Source organism: Brevibacillus agri (assembly GCF_004117055.1).
Classification (GTDB): domain Bacteria; phylum Bacillota; class Bacilli; order Brevibacillales; family Brevibacillaceae; genus Brevibacillus; species Brevibacillus agri.
Genome location: NZ_CP026363.1, coordinates 3,697,599 through 3,711,668, shown reverse-complemented (window position 1 = coordinate 3,711,668; position 14,070 = coordinate 3,697,599). Strand labels below are relative to the sequence as shown.

The following is a 14,070-nucleotide window of genomic DNA, read 5'->3' as shown; positions in this document are numbered from 1 at the left end:
ACGAACAAAAACGGATTCCCTACAATAGAGGAAGCGCTTACATTTTTTGTTTGAAGAGGGGGAGGTTCCAATGAGCAAGCCGCTTTCGGTTCCAAAAACACAGGGCCAGAAGCAGGATAGCAGTGATTACACAGCGATCATCCAATCAGACACCTTCAAGGAGCTGTTGCGCAGCAAACGGGCGTTCATCCTGCCATCTTCCATTTTCTTCTTTGTCTTCTACTTTACTTTGCCGATCTTGACCTCCTATTTCACCGTGCTCAACCAGCCGGCGATTGGAGCGATTTCGTGGGCGTGGGTGTTCGCCTTTGCCCAATTCATCATGACCTGGGGCCTCTGTATTTTGTACACCAAACGGGCCGCGCGCTTTGACGAGCTGGTGGAGAAAATCAAGCGGGAGACAGGGGGCGGGGGCAAATGAATGTAACGGCATTTTTACTTTTTTTAGGAATTGTCGTGCTTACGCTGGTGATTACGTATTACGCTTCCAAGCGGACGAATACGACCAGCGAGTTTTACACCGCGGGCGGTGGGCTGACAGGGTGGCAAAACGGGCTGGCGATTGCGGGCGACTACATGTCTGCCGCTTCGTTTCTCGGGATTGCCGGAATGATTGCATTAAGCGGGTTTGACGGCTTTTTTTACAGCATCGGCTTTCTCGTCGCCTACCTCGTCGTGCTTTACTTGGTAGCGGAGCCTTTGCGCAACCTCGGCAAATACACGATGGCGGACATGATTGCTGCGCGTTTTGACAATAAGCAGGTACGTGGTGTGGCTGCACTGAACTCCATCGCCATTTCGATTTTTTACATGATCGCCCAGCTCGTAGGGGCGGGGGCGTTGATTAAGCTATTACTCGGGCTGGAGTACACGACCTCTGTTTTGATTGTAGGGGCGCTGATGACGGTCTACGTCGTGTTTGGCGGCATGACGGCAACCTCGTGGGTGCAAATTGTCAAAGCCGTGCTGCTCATGGTCGGCACGTTCATCATCTCGCTGATGGTCTTTGCCAAGTTTGATTTCAACCTGATGACGATGTTTGAACAGATGAAAACGGCGACGCCGCTCGGGGAGCAGTTCCTCAATCCGGGCAACAAGTTCAAGGTCGGGCTGGATACGATCTCGCTCAACCTGGCGCTGGTGCTCGGAACGGCCGGGCTGCCGCACATCCTGATTCGCTTCTTTACGGTAAAAGACGCGACGACTGCCCGCAAGTCCGTCGTCTACGCCACCTGGATTATCGGCCTCTTCTACATCATGACGATCTTCCTCGGCTTTGGCGCAGCGGCGTTTGTAGGAGCGGAAAACATGGATGCGGCCGGGAACATGGGCGCTCCGCTGCTCGCCCAGGCACTCGGCGGCAACTTCCTCTTTGCCTTTGTATCCGCCGTTGCTTTCGCGACGATTCTCGCCGTCGTGGCCGGATTGGTGCTGACCGCAGCCTCGGCGTTTGCCCACGATTTTTACGGCCACGTCATCCGCCAGGGCAAAGCGACGGAAAAAGAGCAAATGAAGATGGCGAAATGGGCTTCGGTAGGGGTTTCGGTCGTGTCCATCGCACTTGCGCTGTTTGCCCAAAATTTGAACGTGGCGTTTCTCGTCGCGCTTGCCTTCGCCGTTGCGGCCAGCGCCAACCTGCCCGTCATTTTGTTCACGATCTTCTGGAAACGGTTTAACACAACAGGGGCGGTCAGCGGCATGCTGGTCGGGCTGTTCAGTTCGCTGATTCTCGTGGCTTTGAGCCCCAACGTCTGGAATCCGGTTGCCGGAAAAGCGATTTTGGTCGGAGAAGCGTTGTTCCCGCTGCCGAATCCGGGAATCGTCTCCATCCCGCTCGGGTTTTTGGCCGCCTGGATCGGCACGCTGCTGTCCAGCTCGCGCAACGACGCGAAGTACGACGAAATTTTGGTGCGGGCGAACACAGGAATAAAGGACTCGGCGTAGAAGCAAATAACGCAAGGAAGCTCCTGCCAGGCAAAAAGGCTCAGGGTGATCCCTGGGCTTTTTCGTTTGGCGCGGGGAAAGGAGAGCGGGTCCGTGACGACGATCATTTTCTTTTTGGCTGTCATAATCGGGACGATGGCGATTACATATTCGGCTGCCAAGCAGACGGGAACGACCAGAGATTTTTACGCCGCCGGCAACCGCCTGACGGGTCTGCAAAACGGCATTGCCATTGCGGGCGACTACATGAGCGCGGCTTCGTTTCTCGGCATCGCCGGGACGATTGCCATGTACGGCTTTGACGGCTTCGTGTACGCCATCGGTTTTTTTGTCTCCTATCTCATCATTTTGTTTCTGATCGCGGAGCCGTTGCACAACCTCGGGCGCTATACGCTCGCCGACGCGATTGCCGTCCGCTTCGACAGCTTGTGGCTGCGCGGGGTGGTCGCCTGTACGACGCTGTTGATTACGATTTTTTACATGATCGCGCAGCTCGTCGGGGCAGGGGCGCTCATCCACTATTTGCTCGGCGTCCACTACGATACGGCGGTCATGATCGTCGGCAGCCTGATGACGTTTTACGTCGTCTTCGGCGGGATGGTCGCGACCTCGTGGGTGCAGATTGTGAAGGTGATTTTGTTGCTGACGGGGACGCTCATCCTCAGTCTGATCGTCTTTTCGCGATTCGGCTGGAGCCTGTCGGAGATGTTTTCCCACGTCAGCACGATCACGCCGTTGCAGGAGCAATTTTTGCATCCGGGCAACCAGTTGAACGATCCGCTGGAGACGATCTCGCTGCATCTCGCCCTGATTCTCGGCACCGCCGGGCTGCCGCACATCATCTCCCGCCTGTTTACGGTCAAGGATGCGGTGACCACCCGTTCCTCGATCTACACGGCTACGTGGGTGATCGGCGCGTTTTATTTGCTGACGATTTTTCTCGGCTTTGGCGCAAGCGCCTTCGTCGGCTATGAGGCGCTGAAAAATGTCGGCTTTGGCGGCAATCTGACCGTGACGCTGCTCGCGGATGCGCTCGGCGGCGAATTTTTGATGGCCTACATCGCTGCAGTCGCCTTTGCCACGATTTTGGCCGTGGTGACCGGGCTGGTGCTGTCCGCCTCGTCCGCTTTTGCCCATGACGTCTACAGCCATCTGATCCGGCGGGGGCTGGCGTCGGAAAAAGAACAGGTCGCGATGGCCAAATGCTCGTCGGTTGCCGTCGGATTCGCTTCCATCTGGCTGGCGATCGGCGCGGAAAAGATGAACGTCGCGATTCTCGTCGGTCTGACCTTTGCCGTCGCCGCCTCGGCCAATTTGCCGCTCTTGTTGTTTACGCTGTACTGGCGCCGCTTTACCGTGCGCGGGGCGATTTGCGGCGTGTTGACGGGGCTGATCGCGTCCGTCGTACTCGTCGTGGCCGGACCGACCGTGATGAATCCACAGACCGGCTTCATTTTGGCCGAGCCGATTTTTCCGCTGACCAACCCCGGCTTGATTTCGATTCCGCTCGGGTTTTTGGGCGCTGTGCTCGGCACGCTGCTCGATTCCCGCAAGCCTGACGCTGAAGCGCACTACGACCGCGTGCTGCTCCAGGCATTGACGGGCATCCGCACTTCGCAGGCGCGGACAGCACGCCAAGCGGATTCTGCATAAAAATTTGTTCCTGTTCCACCCTATAGGGGGAAGGAGGAGAGACAATTTGGGCCAGAAAAAGGAAGCAGATGTCGTTTCCACCGATCAGCCCGACGTGTACGAGCGGGCGCGAATCGCGTTGAACGAGTTGATCGCAGAATTGTGTGATGCCTTGGGCGAGGACGACACCGAATCGTTCAAGCGAAAAGGCTACGAGATGATCGGGCACTATTTTCGCCAACCCGTCAATACGGGCGATCTGACCTTGATCGTCGCCTCGGTGCTTTCCGACATTTTGTACAAGCTGGAGATGACCCAGCAAGGCGATGACGTCTCCATGGTGCGCGACGAGTACAGCGTCATGAAAAAAGAAGAGTAGAAACTGGCGACCCCGTGCAGAGGGTCGTTTTGTCTTTGTGGGCGGCTGTGTCATTTGATTCCGCCCGATCCGACGAGGTCGATGTTCACCTTGATTTGCCAGTCGAGCCGGGGATAGATCGCTTTCCATCTCTCCCAGTCTTTTTCCCGCTCGTAGTGGGTAGCCCGATAGCGCAAGCCAAACCCGATCGGATCGACGCCAAGCGTCTGCAGCTTTCGCAGCACGTGGTGATAGTGCTTTGTCCCTTCGCTGAGCCAGCTTCCGACGATTACGGTCCCGATCCCGAACAAGGCGCCATGTAATCATGGCGAATAAATAGGAAATGCAAAAAACGCGGTAAACAGGATACTGAACCCGATACAGGGGATCGTCCAGCGGTGCTTGAGTATTTGGACACCGGAAAACGCGCGGTTGAAAATCGACAGGCTGATGTATCCCGTCACCGCATACGTCGAGACGGCGAGGCTTTTCCAACTGGGAAAAATCCACGTGTAATCAATCATCGCCCTTACTTCGTCGAAGTTCATGTTTGGGTTCGTGTACGCCTTGACAATTGAAAACAGCAGGAGCGGCACGTTCAAAATCAGAATCAGCTCCGTGCTGTACAGCACCGTTTTCGAAGCTTGCAAGGCGCCGAAGCTCGCTACCGCAACAAATAGAATCAACAGTACGTACACCGGAGTCTCCGGGCTTAAATAGCGGGACACGATGAAGGCGTAGTTAATCAATACGAGCGCTCCCGATATAAACGACGCGCTGCCCAGAAGCAGCAGCGCCGGAATCGCAATGGCCCTGGGCAACGCGTGCCGCAAGATTTCCGGCAACCATTGGCCGCGAAACGTCAGCATCGAGCTGGTAAAGATGTACATGAGGATGTCCCCGATGATCGGGCCGAGTGCCAACGATAAAATCGCGCCGTCATACCGCTCTCTATACGCGATTCTCCGGCACGACACCAGGGCAAACACCCTGGGTTTTTTGTTGCCAACGTGAGCAGGCGGAATGTAAAGCTGCAGCTCGTGCGCCCGGACAGCGTTTGCGTAAAAATGTATAATCCCCCAGCGTTACGACAGAATAACTTCAGAATAGAAAGGGTACAGGCATTTTATTTACCTTTGTTTGCTTTGCGTACATACCAGGATGTTCTTTATTTTGTGGAGGGATGGCAAAATGGACGAGCGATCGTACACGATTCAAATCAACGACGAAACGTACCCCGCCGTGCAAGGGCAAACGATTTTGGATGTGGCAGAATCCCATGATTGTTATATTCCTCATATCTGCAAACATCCCAATCTGATGCCGATTCAGACGTGCGATACATGTATGGTGGAAGTGAACGTCCAGTTGGTTCGCTCCTGTGCAACGGGGAGCGAGCCGGGAATGATCGTCAACACAAAGTCGGAGCTGGCCAAAGAAGCGCAGTTGGAGGCGATGTCGCGCATTTTGCGCAATCACGAGTTGTACTGTACGGTTTGTGACAACAACAACGGAAACTGCGTCGTCCACAACACCGCCGAGTACCTGGAAATTGAGCATCAAAAATACGAGTTCAAGCCGAAGCCGTATCCCCCCGATCTATCCCATCCGATGTACCGCTACGAACCCGATCAATGCATCCTGTGCGGCCGCTGTGTGGAAGCATGCCAGGATCTGCAAGTCAGTGAAGTGCTTTCCATCGACTGGAACCGCGAAAATCCGCGCGTAATCTGGGACAACGATGTGCCGATCGACCAGTCTTCCTGTGTTTCCTGTGGGCATTGTGTCACCGTATGCCCATGCAACGCGTTAATGGAAAAATCCATGCTCGGCGAAGCCGGGTATATGACAGGGATTCCCGCCGATGTGCTGGAGCCGATGATTAACATCACCAAAGAAGTGGAACCTGGCTACAAAGAAATTTTTGCCGTATCCGAAATCGAGGCCAGCATGCGCAAAACCCGGATTAAGCGGACCAAAACGGTCTGTACGTATTGCGGGGTAGGCTGCAGCTTCGAGGTATGGACGAAAGGCCGCAAAATCTTGAAAATCGAGCCGCAGCCAGAAGCGCCCGTAAACGGCATCTCCACCTGTGTCAAAGGGAAATGGGGCTGGGATTTCGTCAACAGCGAAGAACGCTTGACCAGGCCGTTGATTCGCAAAGGCGACAAATTCGTCGAAGCGAGCTGGGAAGAAGCGCTTGGGTTTATCAGCAAGAAACTGAACGAACTGAAAGAAAAGTACGGGCCAGATTCGATCGGCTTCATCGCTTCCTCCAAATGCACCAATGAAGAAAATTACATTTTCCAGAAGTTCGCCCGCTCTGTCATCCAGACGAACAACGTCGACAACTGCTCCCGCTATTGCCAGTCGCCTGCTTCCATGGCGTTGATGCGGACGGTTGGCTACTCCGGCGACTCGGGAACGATTCAGGACATCGAAAGCGCCGGCCTGGTCATCGTGGTCGGGGCCAATCCGGCGGAATCCCACCCGGTGCTGACGACCCGGATCAAGCGAGCGCACAAGCTGTTTGGGCAAAAGCTCGCGGTTGTCGATCTGCGGAAAAACGAATTGGCGCAAAAAGCGAATTTGCATCTGCATCCGAAGCCGGGAACCGATCTGGTCTGGATTTCCGCGATTACGAAATACATCATCGACCAGGGCTGGGAAGCAAAAGAATTTATTCAAGCAAGGGTAAACGGCTACGAAGAGTTCGTCCAATCGCTGCAAAAGTTCACCCTTGAATATGCCGAAGAAGTGACCGGGTTGACAAAAGAAGAGCTGATAAAGCTGGCGACGATGATTCACGAAGCCGACGGCACGTGCATCCTGTGGGCGAGTTTGCCGACGTGGTGTTGCCCGCATCGCCGAGTCTGGAAAAAGACGGGACGTTCGTCAACACGGAACGGCGGATTCAGCGGCTGCACAAAGTGTTTGAGCCGTTGGGCGAATCCAGGCCGGACTGGATGATTATTCGCGATCTGGACAACACGATGGGCGCAAACTGGAACTACACGCACCCAAGTGAAATCATGGTGGAAGCAGCCAGCCTCGCTCCGATGTTTGCCGGAGTCAGCTACGAGCGGCTGGAAGGCTGGAACAGCCAGCTATGGCCAGTGAAGCCTGACGGGGAGGATACGCCGTTGCTCTTTACCGAGCGGTTCTCGTTCCCGGATGGAAAGGTACGACTGATTCAGGTTGACTGGCTGCCGCCGATGTTCGAGCTGACGAAGGACTTCGACTTGCATCTGAACAACGGCCGCCTGCTGGAGCATTTCCATGAAGGAAACATGACGTATAAAGCGACGGGAATTACCCACAAGGTTCCGAATCCGTGGCTGGAGGTTTTGCCGGAGCTGGCCGAAGAACGAGACATCAAGGACGGAAGCGTGACGACTGGATTTCCATCCCCGATTTACTCGGAACAGGAGGGCAAGCCGATGGCCAAAGCGATTACAAACATTGAACGGTACATTCCCACGCCAGAGGAAGAAAAGCAAAAGGCGATCCAGCAGGTGCTGGATGCGGTGAGCGAAAACCACCAGGCGCTGATTACGTTGCTCGATATCGTGAAGGAATTGCAGGAGATTGGCGTCTTGGACATCGTCCAGGGAGCGCTGAAAAATCGGCATGACATCGGGGTTATCGCCGTGTCCCAGCTCAACCAGCCCGGCATGCACCGGATCATGAAAAACGGGATGAACGCGCTGCAGTTTTTGGGCAAGCTGGAGCCTGGCAAGCTGCAAAACATCTTGAACGCCGTCGATCATGGAATCGTGCGGTTAACGGACACGAAAAGCGAGAAACCGATGGGCCTGATGGGAATGGGCAGGGCGATGATGGAGCCGAACGTCACCCTCGCGCTTGGCTCCATGATTAACTTTTTGCGCGGAATGGGCGAAGGCATGCAGGAAGCCGAGAAGCACGTTCATTGACCGCGACAGCAAGGAGGCGCGAGAATGCATACAGACAAAATCCCCGTGCAGGGAATGAAGGATGAAAACGACGCGGAAAAAGTGAGCGGTGCTGCCGGGTTCCACCGGGAGACGAGCAGGGACGACCGAATGCTGCCAAGGAGGAAAGCGGATGGATTTGGCGTTGCAAAGCAGAATTTTATTCGGACTTACGTTAGGGTTTCACATCATCTATGCCACCATCGGAGTGGGAATGCCGTTGTTGCTGTTACTGGCTGAAACGATGGGGATTGTGAAAAAAGACCAGCAGTACAGGCTTTTGGCGCGCAGGCTGGCCAAAGGGTATTCGATCACGGTTGCGGTTGGCGTCGTGACGGGGACGATCATCGGCCTGCAATTGTCCCTTCTGTTTCCGGGGTTTATGAAAATCGCGGGGCAAGTGATTTCTCTGCCGCTATTTATGGAGACGTTTGCCTTTTTCTTTGAAGCGATTTTTTTAGGGATTTACCTGTACACGTGGAGCCGGTTTAAAAAGCCGCTCTTTCATTTGCTCGTCTTGATTCCGGTCGCGATTGGCTCTGGCCTGTCCGCCTTTTTCATAACGACGGTAAATGCGTTCATGAATACGCCACAAGGGTTTACGATCGAAAACGGAGCGATTGCGAACATCGAGCCGTTAAAAGCGATGTTCAACCCGGCGACGCCGACCAAGGTAGCGCACGTACTCACGTCTGCGTACATGACAACGGCTTTCGTGATCGCCGCCATTGCGGCCTGGTTTATTTTGCGGGGCCACCGCAACGAGTACTATAAAAAAGCGTTGCGACTGAGCATGATGGTAGGACTGATTTTTGCAGTGGCGACGGCCGTGGTGGGCGATCTGTCGGGCAAGTTTCTCGCTGCCTACCAGCCGGAAAAACTGGCTGCGGCGGAATGGCATTTCGAGACGAAAACGCACGCTGACCTTCTGGTAGGGGGAACCTTGGACAGAACGACGAACGAGGTGAACTACGCCCTCCGATTGCCAAGCATGCTCTCCTTTTTGGCAACCGACAGCTTTCAGGGAGAGGTCACGGGCTTAAACGACATTCCGAAAGAAAACTGGCCTCCCTTAATCATTCATTACTGGTTCGACCTGATGGTAGGGATTGGAAGCTTCATGATTGTGCTTTCCTGTATCTTTGTCGCTTGCCGGATCTGGAAGCCGCAACTGGAATGGAACCGCTGGCTGCTCGGCCTGATCGTGCTCGGAGGCCCGTTGTCGATGCTTGCGATCGAATTTGGCTGGATTTTTGCTGAAGTAGGGCGGCAGCCGTGGATTTTGCGCGGGTATATGACCGTGGCAGAGGCGGCGACAACATCGCCAGACGTCGGGGCGATGCTTGTCCTGTTTAGTGTGATTTACGCTCTATTAGGCATATTGACCGTGTATGTGCTGGTTCGAATGGCGCGCAGAAATCCGGTGGAGCCGCTACTGGATGCGAGGAGTGAGCAGACGTGACGACGGAAGGGCTTGGAATCTCCATCCTCTGGCTGTTTTTGTACGGCTATATCATCGTCGCTTCGATTGACTTCGGGGCGGGCTTTTTCTCCTACTACGGAAGGATCACAGGCAAAGGAGAAATCATCAACAAAGTGATTACCCGCTATTTGTCGCCGGTCTGGGAAGTGACCAACGTCTTTCTCGTGTTCTTTTTCGTCGGCATCGTCGGCTTTTTTCCGGAGACAGGCTATTTCTACGGGACAGCGCTGCTCGTCCCGGCGAGCGTCGCCCTGGTCTTGCTGGCGATTCGCGGCTCTTTTTACGCCTTCAGCAAATACGGCAATCCGAGCAGCCACCTGTACCATTTTTTGTACGCGGCAACAGGCGTCCTGATCCCGGCTTCCTTTTCCACCGTCCTGACGATATCGGAAGGGGGATTTATCGAAATGGACGGCGGCGTCCCGCATTTTTTGCCCGGCAACCTTTTTTACAGCCCGTATTCCTGGGCCGTTGTGTTTTTGGCTCTCGTGAGTGTGCTGTTTATCAGCGCAAGCTTTTTGACCTATTACGCGAATCGGGCGGAGGACGCGCAGGCAGAGGGCGTGCTGCGGCAATGGGCGCTGTTTAACAGCTTGCCGACGATTTTTGCGTCTTTGCTCGTCTTTATGGCCTTGTGGAAGCATAATCCTGAGCATTTTTCTTCGCTCATGGACCATAGCATCTGGTTTATTTTGTCGTTTGGCTTCTTCTTGAATGCGCTGCGCTTATTGATCGTCAAAAGGGCATACGGCTGGATGTTCATTTCCGTCATGCTGCAATTTTTCACGGCGTTCTGGGGGTACGGAAAGTCCCATTTGCCGTATTTGCTCTACCCGTACGTCTCCTTTCATACGAGCGTCACGAATCCGACGATGGCCAAGTTTTTGGTCGCGGCTTTCATCGGCGGGATGGTGTTGCTCATTCCGTCGCTGTTTTTGCTGATGCGGCTGTTCATTTTTAACGCAAGATATGTGAAAGGCAAGGTGTGAGCAATCCTTCAACAAAAAGAGTTGGATTTTCGGGCGGTTTTGGTGCTATAATGAAGCTATAGTCGATCATTGATGGTTGGTCATCACGTATAGCCAACGCATCCTGATCTCCTCCATACGAATGGGATGGATAACTGGTATCAATTGATGCTTAGTCATTAGCCCACCATAAGACAATTTGTGCATGCGTTATGCCCGAATTGTTTTATGGTGGGCTTTTATTATGATTCTGGAGGTTTTTGGGAAATGAAAAAGGTAAAGTTTGAACTAAACAACGTGAAGCACGAAGCGGAAGAAGGGACCCGCATCCTGGACTACCTGCTGCAACACGACATCGAGCATCCGCATATATGCTACTCACCCATTTTAGGCCCAGTTCAAACTTGTGATACGTGCATGTGCGAAGTGGACGGAAAAATTATGCGGGCGTGCTCGACGCCGATTGCAGACGGGATGAAGATTCTCACTTCCTCCGAGCGGGCAAAAGGCGCGCAGACCGAAGCGATGGACCGCATCCTGGAAAACCACATGCTGTATTGCACCGTCTGCGACAACAACAACGGAAATTGCCGGGTGCACAACACGGCAGAGTTGCTCGAAATCGACCACCAAACGCGTCCGTTCCGCGGCAAAAACTACGAAGTGGACATGTCGCATCCTTTTTACCGCTACGATCCCGATCAATGCATCCTCTGCGGACGTTGTACCGAAGTATGCCAGGATTTGCAAGTAAACGAAACGCTGACCATCGACTGGGAGCGGGAAATCCCGCGAGTCATTTGGGATGACAACAAATCGATTAACGACTCCTCGTGCGTATCTTGCGGTCAGTGCGTGACCGTTTGCCCGTGCAATGCGCTGATGGAAAAATCGATGCTCGGCGAGGCAGGATTCATGTCAGGCATTCAAAAAGACCTGCTGAACCCGATGATCGATCTGATTAAAGAAGTCGAGCCTGGGTACAGCAGCATTTTTGCGATTTCAGAAGTCGAAGCGGCGATGCGGGAGACGCGAACCAAAAAAACGAAAACGGTTTGTACGTTCTGCGGCGTAGGCTGTTCGTTTGAAGTATGGACCAAAGGCCGCCACATTTTGAAAGTGGAGCCAACGGAAGACTCTCCGGTCAACAGCGTCTCCACATGTGTGAAAGGGAAGTTCGGCTGGGATTTTGTCAACAGCGACCAGCGCTTGACTACGCCCCTGATTCGCAAAGACGACGCCTTCGTTCCGGCGACGTGGGATGAGGCGCTGACGCTGATTGCCGAGCGGATGGGTGCGATCAAGCAAACCTACGGAGGCGAAGCGCTTGGCTTTGTCAGCTCGTCGAAAACGACAAACGAAGATGCGTACCTGATGCAAAAGCTGGCGCGCCAAGTTTTTGAATCGAACAACATCGACAACTGTTCCCGCTATTGCCAATCGCCCGCAACCGACGGACTGCTCGCAACTGTCGGATACGGCGGAGACTCAGGCACGATTAAAGATATCGCCAGCGCCGGACTGGTCATCATCGTCGGGGCGAACCCGACAGAGGGCCATCCCGTTTTGGCAACCCGCGTAAAACGGGCGAAAAAATTGCACGGGCAAAAACTGATTGTTTCCGACCTGCGCAAGCATGAGATGGCAGAGCGCTCCGATCTGTTCCTGCACCCGAAACAAGGAACCGATTTTGTCTGGCTGACGGCCGTTGCGAAGTACATCATCGACCAGGGCTGGCATGACGAGGCGTATATCCGGGCGCGGGTGAACCAGTTTGACGAATATCGCGCCATGCTGGAAAAATACACGCTGGACTACGCCGAAGCAGTTACCGGACTCGGCAAAGAACAACTGATCCAGACCGCCAAAATGATCCATGAAGCGGACGGCACTTGCGTTTTGTGGGGAATGGGCGTCACGCAAAACGTCGCAGGCTCGTATACATCGGCGGCGATCTCCAACCTGCTGCTGGTGACAGGAAACTACGGCCGTCCAGGAGCGGGCGCTTATCCTTTGCGCGGACACAACAACGTCCAGGGCGCTTGCGACATGGGCACGCTGCCTACCTGGCTGCCAGGGTACCAGCATATTACCGATGATGCGGCGAGAGCGAAATTTGAAAAAGCGTACGGCGTCACCATCTCCAACAAACCGGGCTTGACCAATATCGAAATGCTGGAAGCCGTCGAAAAAGGCGAACTGAAAGCGATGTACCTGATGGGCGAAGACATGGCGTGGGTAGATTCCAACGCGAACCACGTGCACGACACGCTCAGCAAGCTCGACTTCTTCGTCGTCCAGGACGTATTCCTGACCAAAACGGCGCAATTTGCCGATGTCGTCTTGCCTGCGTCGCCATCGCTGGAAAAAGACGGTACGTTCGCGAACACCGAAAGACGCATCCAGCGTTTGTATCAAGTTTTGGAACCGCTTGGCGATTCCAAGCCGGACTGGGCGATCATCCAGATGATCGCGCAACGCATGGGAGCCAACTGGAACTACCAGCATCCGAGCGAAATCATGGACGAAATCGCCAGCCTGGCGCCGCTTTACGGAGGCGTGTCCTACGACCGTCTGGAAGGATGGAACAGCTTGCATTGGCCGGTACAAAAAGACGGCACCGACGAACCGCTTCTCTACCAGGAGCGCTTCAACTTCCCGGACGGCAAAGCGAGACTTTCGCTCGTGGAATACATTCCGCCTGTGGAATATCCATCGGAATTTGACCTTACTTTGAATAATGGTCGATTGCTGGAACATTTCCACGAAGGAAACATGACGAACAAGTCAAAAGGAATCCAGTACAAACTGCCGGAAGTGTTTGTGGAGGTTTCGCCTGAACTTGCCCGCGAACGCGGCGTGCAAGACGGTTCCCTGGTTCGCCTCGTCTCGCCGTACGGAGCGATCAAGCTGCGGGTGCTCGTGACCGATCGGGTCAGCGGCAACGAACTGTACGTACCGATGCACTCCGTCAGCCATGAAAATGCGATCAACCTGCTGACAGGCAGCGTGGGCGACGTTCGCACGCAAACCCCTGCGTACAAACAGACGAAGGTGCGCATGGAGCTGCTCAAAGAAAAAGGCATGACCCCGCTGCCTATGTACAATCCTCGCTACGCGAAACGAAACCCGCAACTGGGTGTCCAGGTAGAGCGGAAATGGGCGAGAGAAGATTACGTGCCGATTGCAGAAGTTAACGTTGCGGGAGGAGAAAAATAATGGCAAGACCGATAACGAAAGTAGTGAAACCAGAGGTTAGCGAAGAACAAAAACAAGCGCAAACAGTCGATCGCGTCCTGCAATCCCTGGCCGAAAATCCGGAGGGGATTCAGGCGACGATCAAGCTGCTGCAGGAGCTGCATGACAGCGGCATACTGGGGGCGCTCAACGCCGCTGTCGAAGCGAAAGAAGATATCGCCAAAATCGTCGTCGGACAAATGGTTCGTCCGCCCGTCACGAACATGATTAACAATGCGATGGCGGCGGCGGGAGGATTGACAGAGCTCGATCCGGAAATGACCAAAAAGCTGATGGCCGGCGTTACCAAAGGGCTGCAAAGAGCGGATGAAGCTTTGCAGTCGGGAGCAAAGGTCGGCGTGTTCGATTTGATAAAAGCGTTGCGCGATCCGGACATCAACCGGGCGATGGGATTTGGCATCAACCTGCTGAAAGGAGTCGGGGAAGGATTGAAAGACTGATGAAACAGGCAGCAAGCTTTTTGAAGAGGAGGTC

General features: G+C 54.3%; 11 protein-coding genes and 1 pseudogene. 10 read left to right on the top strand and 2 right to left on the bottom strand.

Features of this window, described 5'->3' with window-relative positions; genetic code table 11:
• Nucleotides 1-70 precede the first annotated feature (70 nt).
• The 4 genes from BA6348_RS18240 to BA6348_RS18225 all read left to right on the top strand — a co-directional run bounded on the left by BA6348_RS18240 (nucleotide 71) and on the right by BA6348_RS18225 (nucleotide 3,955).
• Nucleotides 71-421 (top strand): DUF485 domain-containing protein, encoded by a 351-nt coding sequence (locus BA6348_RS18240; RefSeq protein WP_005832890.1) that lies wholly within the window; start codon nucleotides 71-73, stop codon nucleotides 419-421.
• Nucleotides 418-1,944: a solute symporter family protein gene (locus tag BA6348_RS18235; protein ID WP_005832888.1), complete on the top strand. Its 1,527-nt coding sequence runs from the start codon at nucleotides 418-420 to the stop codon at nucleotides 1,942-1,944. Before BA6348_RS18240 ends, BA6348_RS18235 begins: the two co-directional genes overlap by 4 nt.
• A gap of 135 nt (nucleotides 1,945-2,079) precedes the next feature.
• Entirely contained in the window at nucleotides 2,080-3,597 is a 1,518-nt protein-coding gene (locus BA6348_RS18230; protein WP_371861776.1) for a solute symporter family protein, read from the top strand.
• 46 nt (nucleotides 3,598-3,643) lie between these two features.
• Complete coding sequence (locus BA6348_RS18225) at nucleotides 3,644-3,955, top strand: hypothetical protein (protein WP_005832886.1); 312 nt, start codon at nucleotides 3,644-3,646, stop codon at nucleotides 3,953-3,955.
• 50 nt (nucleotides 3,956-4,005) lie between these two features.
• On the opposite strand, the gene BA6348_RS18220 is transcribed toward BA6348_RS18225, so the two are convergent.
• A complete protein-coding gene (locus BA6348_RS18220) occupies nucleotides 4,006-4,245 on the bottom strand; it encodes a Ger(x)C family spore germination C-terminal domain-containing protein (protein WP_122952649.1) in 240 nt (79 codons plus the stop codon).
• 12 nt (nucleotides 4,246-4,257) lie between these two features.
• The gene (locus BA6348_RS27420) at nucleotides 4,258-4,911 is read right to left on the bottom strand and encodes a hypothetical protein (RefSeq protein ID WP_242507370.1); all 654 of its coding nucleotides are present in this window, start codon (nucleotides 4,909-4,911) and stop codon (nucleotides 4,258-4,260) included.
• A gap of 214 nt (nucleotides 4,912-5,125) precedes the next feature.
• On the opposite strand from BA6348_RS27420, the pseudogene BA6348_RS18210 reads away from it, so the two are divergent.
• The 6 genes and pseudogenes from BA6348_RS18210 to BA6348_RS18185 all read left to right on the top strand — a co-directional run.
• Nucleotides 5,126-7,263, top strand: a pseudogene (locus BA6348_RS18210) (molybdopterin-dependent oxidoreductase); the annotation flags it as partial.
• 111 nt (nucleotides 7,264-7,374) lie between these two features.
• Nucleotides 7,375-7,869 carry a helical membrane plugin domain-containing protein gene (locus tag BA6348_RS27860; RefSeq protein ID WP_309479501.1) on the top strand — a complete coding sequence of 165 codons (495 nt, stop codon included), beginning with the start codon at nucleotides 7,375-7,377 and terminating at the stop codon, nucleotides 7,867-7,869.
• A 151-nt stretch (nucleotides 7,870-8,020) separates the two neighbouring features.
• Nucleotides 8,021-9,349, top strand: a complete 1,329-nt coding sequence (locus BA6348_RS18200; protein WP_026557023.1) for a cytochrome ubiquinol oxidase subunit I — start codon at nucleotides 8,021-8,023, stop codon at nucleotides 9,347-9,349.
• Nucleotides 9,346-10,359, top strand: coding sequence for a cytochrome d ubiquinol oxidase subunit II (locus tag BA6348_RS18195; protein WP_007785108.1), 1,014 nt, complete (start codon nucleotides 9,346-9,348; stop codon nucleotides 10,357-10,359). The genes BA6348_RS18200 and BA6348_RS18195 overlap by 4 nt, the downstream gene beginning before the upstream one ends.
• A 246-nt stretch (nucleotides 10,360-10,605) precedes the next feature.
• Complete coding sequence (gene fdhF, locus BA6348_RS18190) at nucleotides 10,606-13,557, top strand: formate dehydrogenase subunit alpha (protein WP_026557024.1); 2,952 nt, start codon at nucleotides 10,606-10,608, stop codon at nucleotides 13,555-13,557.
• The gene (locus BA6348_RS18185; protein WP_005832877.1) at nucleotides 13,557-14,036 is read left to right on the top strand and encodes a helical membrane plugin domain-containing protein; all 480 of its coding nucleotides are present in this window, start codon (nucleotides 13,557-13,559) and stop codon (nucleotides 14,034-14,036) included. Before fdhF ends, BA6348_RS18185 begins: the two co-directional genes overlap by 1 nt.
• The last annotated feature ends 34 nt before the right edge of the window (nucleotides 14,037-14,070 follow it).

Excerpts from the sequence above, each read along its gene's own strand:
- BA6348_RS18240 (WP_005832890.1), top strand. The coding sequence starts at position 71 with ATGAGCAAGCCGCTTTCGGTTCCAAAAACACAGGGCCAGAAGCAGGAT.
- BA6348_RS18235 (WP_005832888.1), top strand. The coding sequence starts at position 418 with ATGAATGTAACGGCATTTTTACTTTTTTTAGGAATTGTCGTGCTTACG.
- BA6348_RS18230 (WP_371861776.1), top strand. The coding sequence starts at position 2,080 with ATGGCGATTACATATTCGGCTGCCAAGCAGACGGGAACGACCAGAGAT.
- BA6348_RS27860 (WP_309479501.1), top strand. The coding sequence starts at position 7,375 with ATGGCCAAAGCGATTACAAACATTGAACGGTACATTCCCACGCCAGAG.
- BA6348_RS18200 (WP_026557023.1), top strand. The coding sequence starts at position 8,021 with ATGGATTTGGCGTTGCAAAGCAGAATTTTATTCGGACTTACGTTAGGG.
- fdhF (WP_026557024.1), top strand. The coding sequence starts at position 10,606 with ATGAAAAAGGTAAAGTTTGAACTAAACAACGTGAAGCACGAAGCGGAA.
- BA6348_RS18185 (WP_005832877.1), top strand. The coding sequence starts at position 13,557 with ATGGCAAGACCGATAACGAAAGTAGTGAAACCAGAGGTTAGCGAAGAA.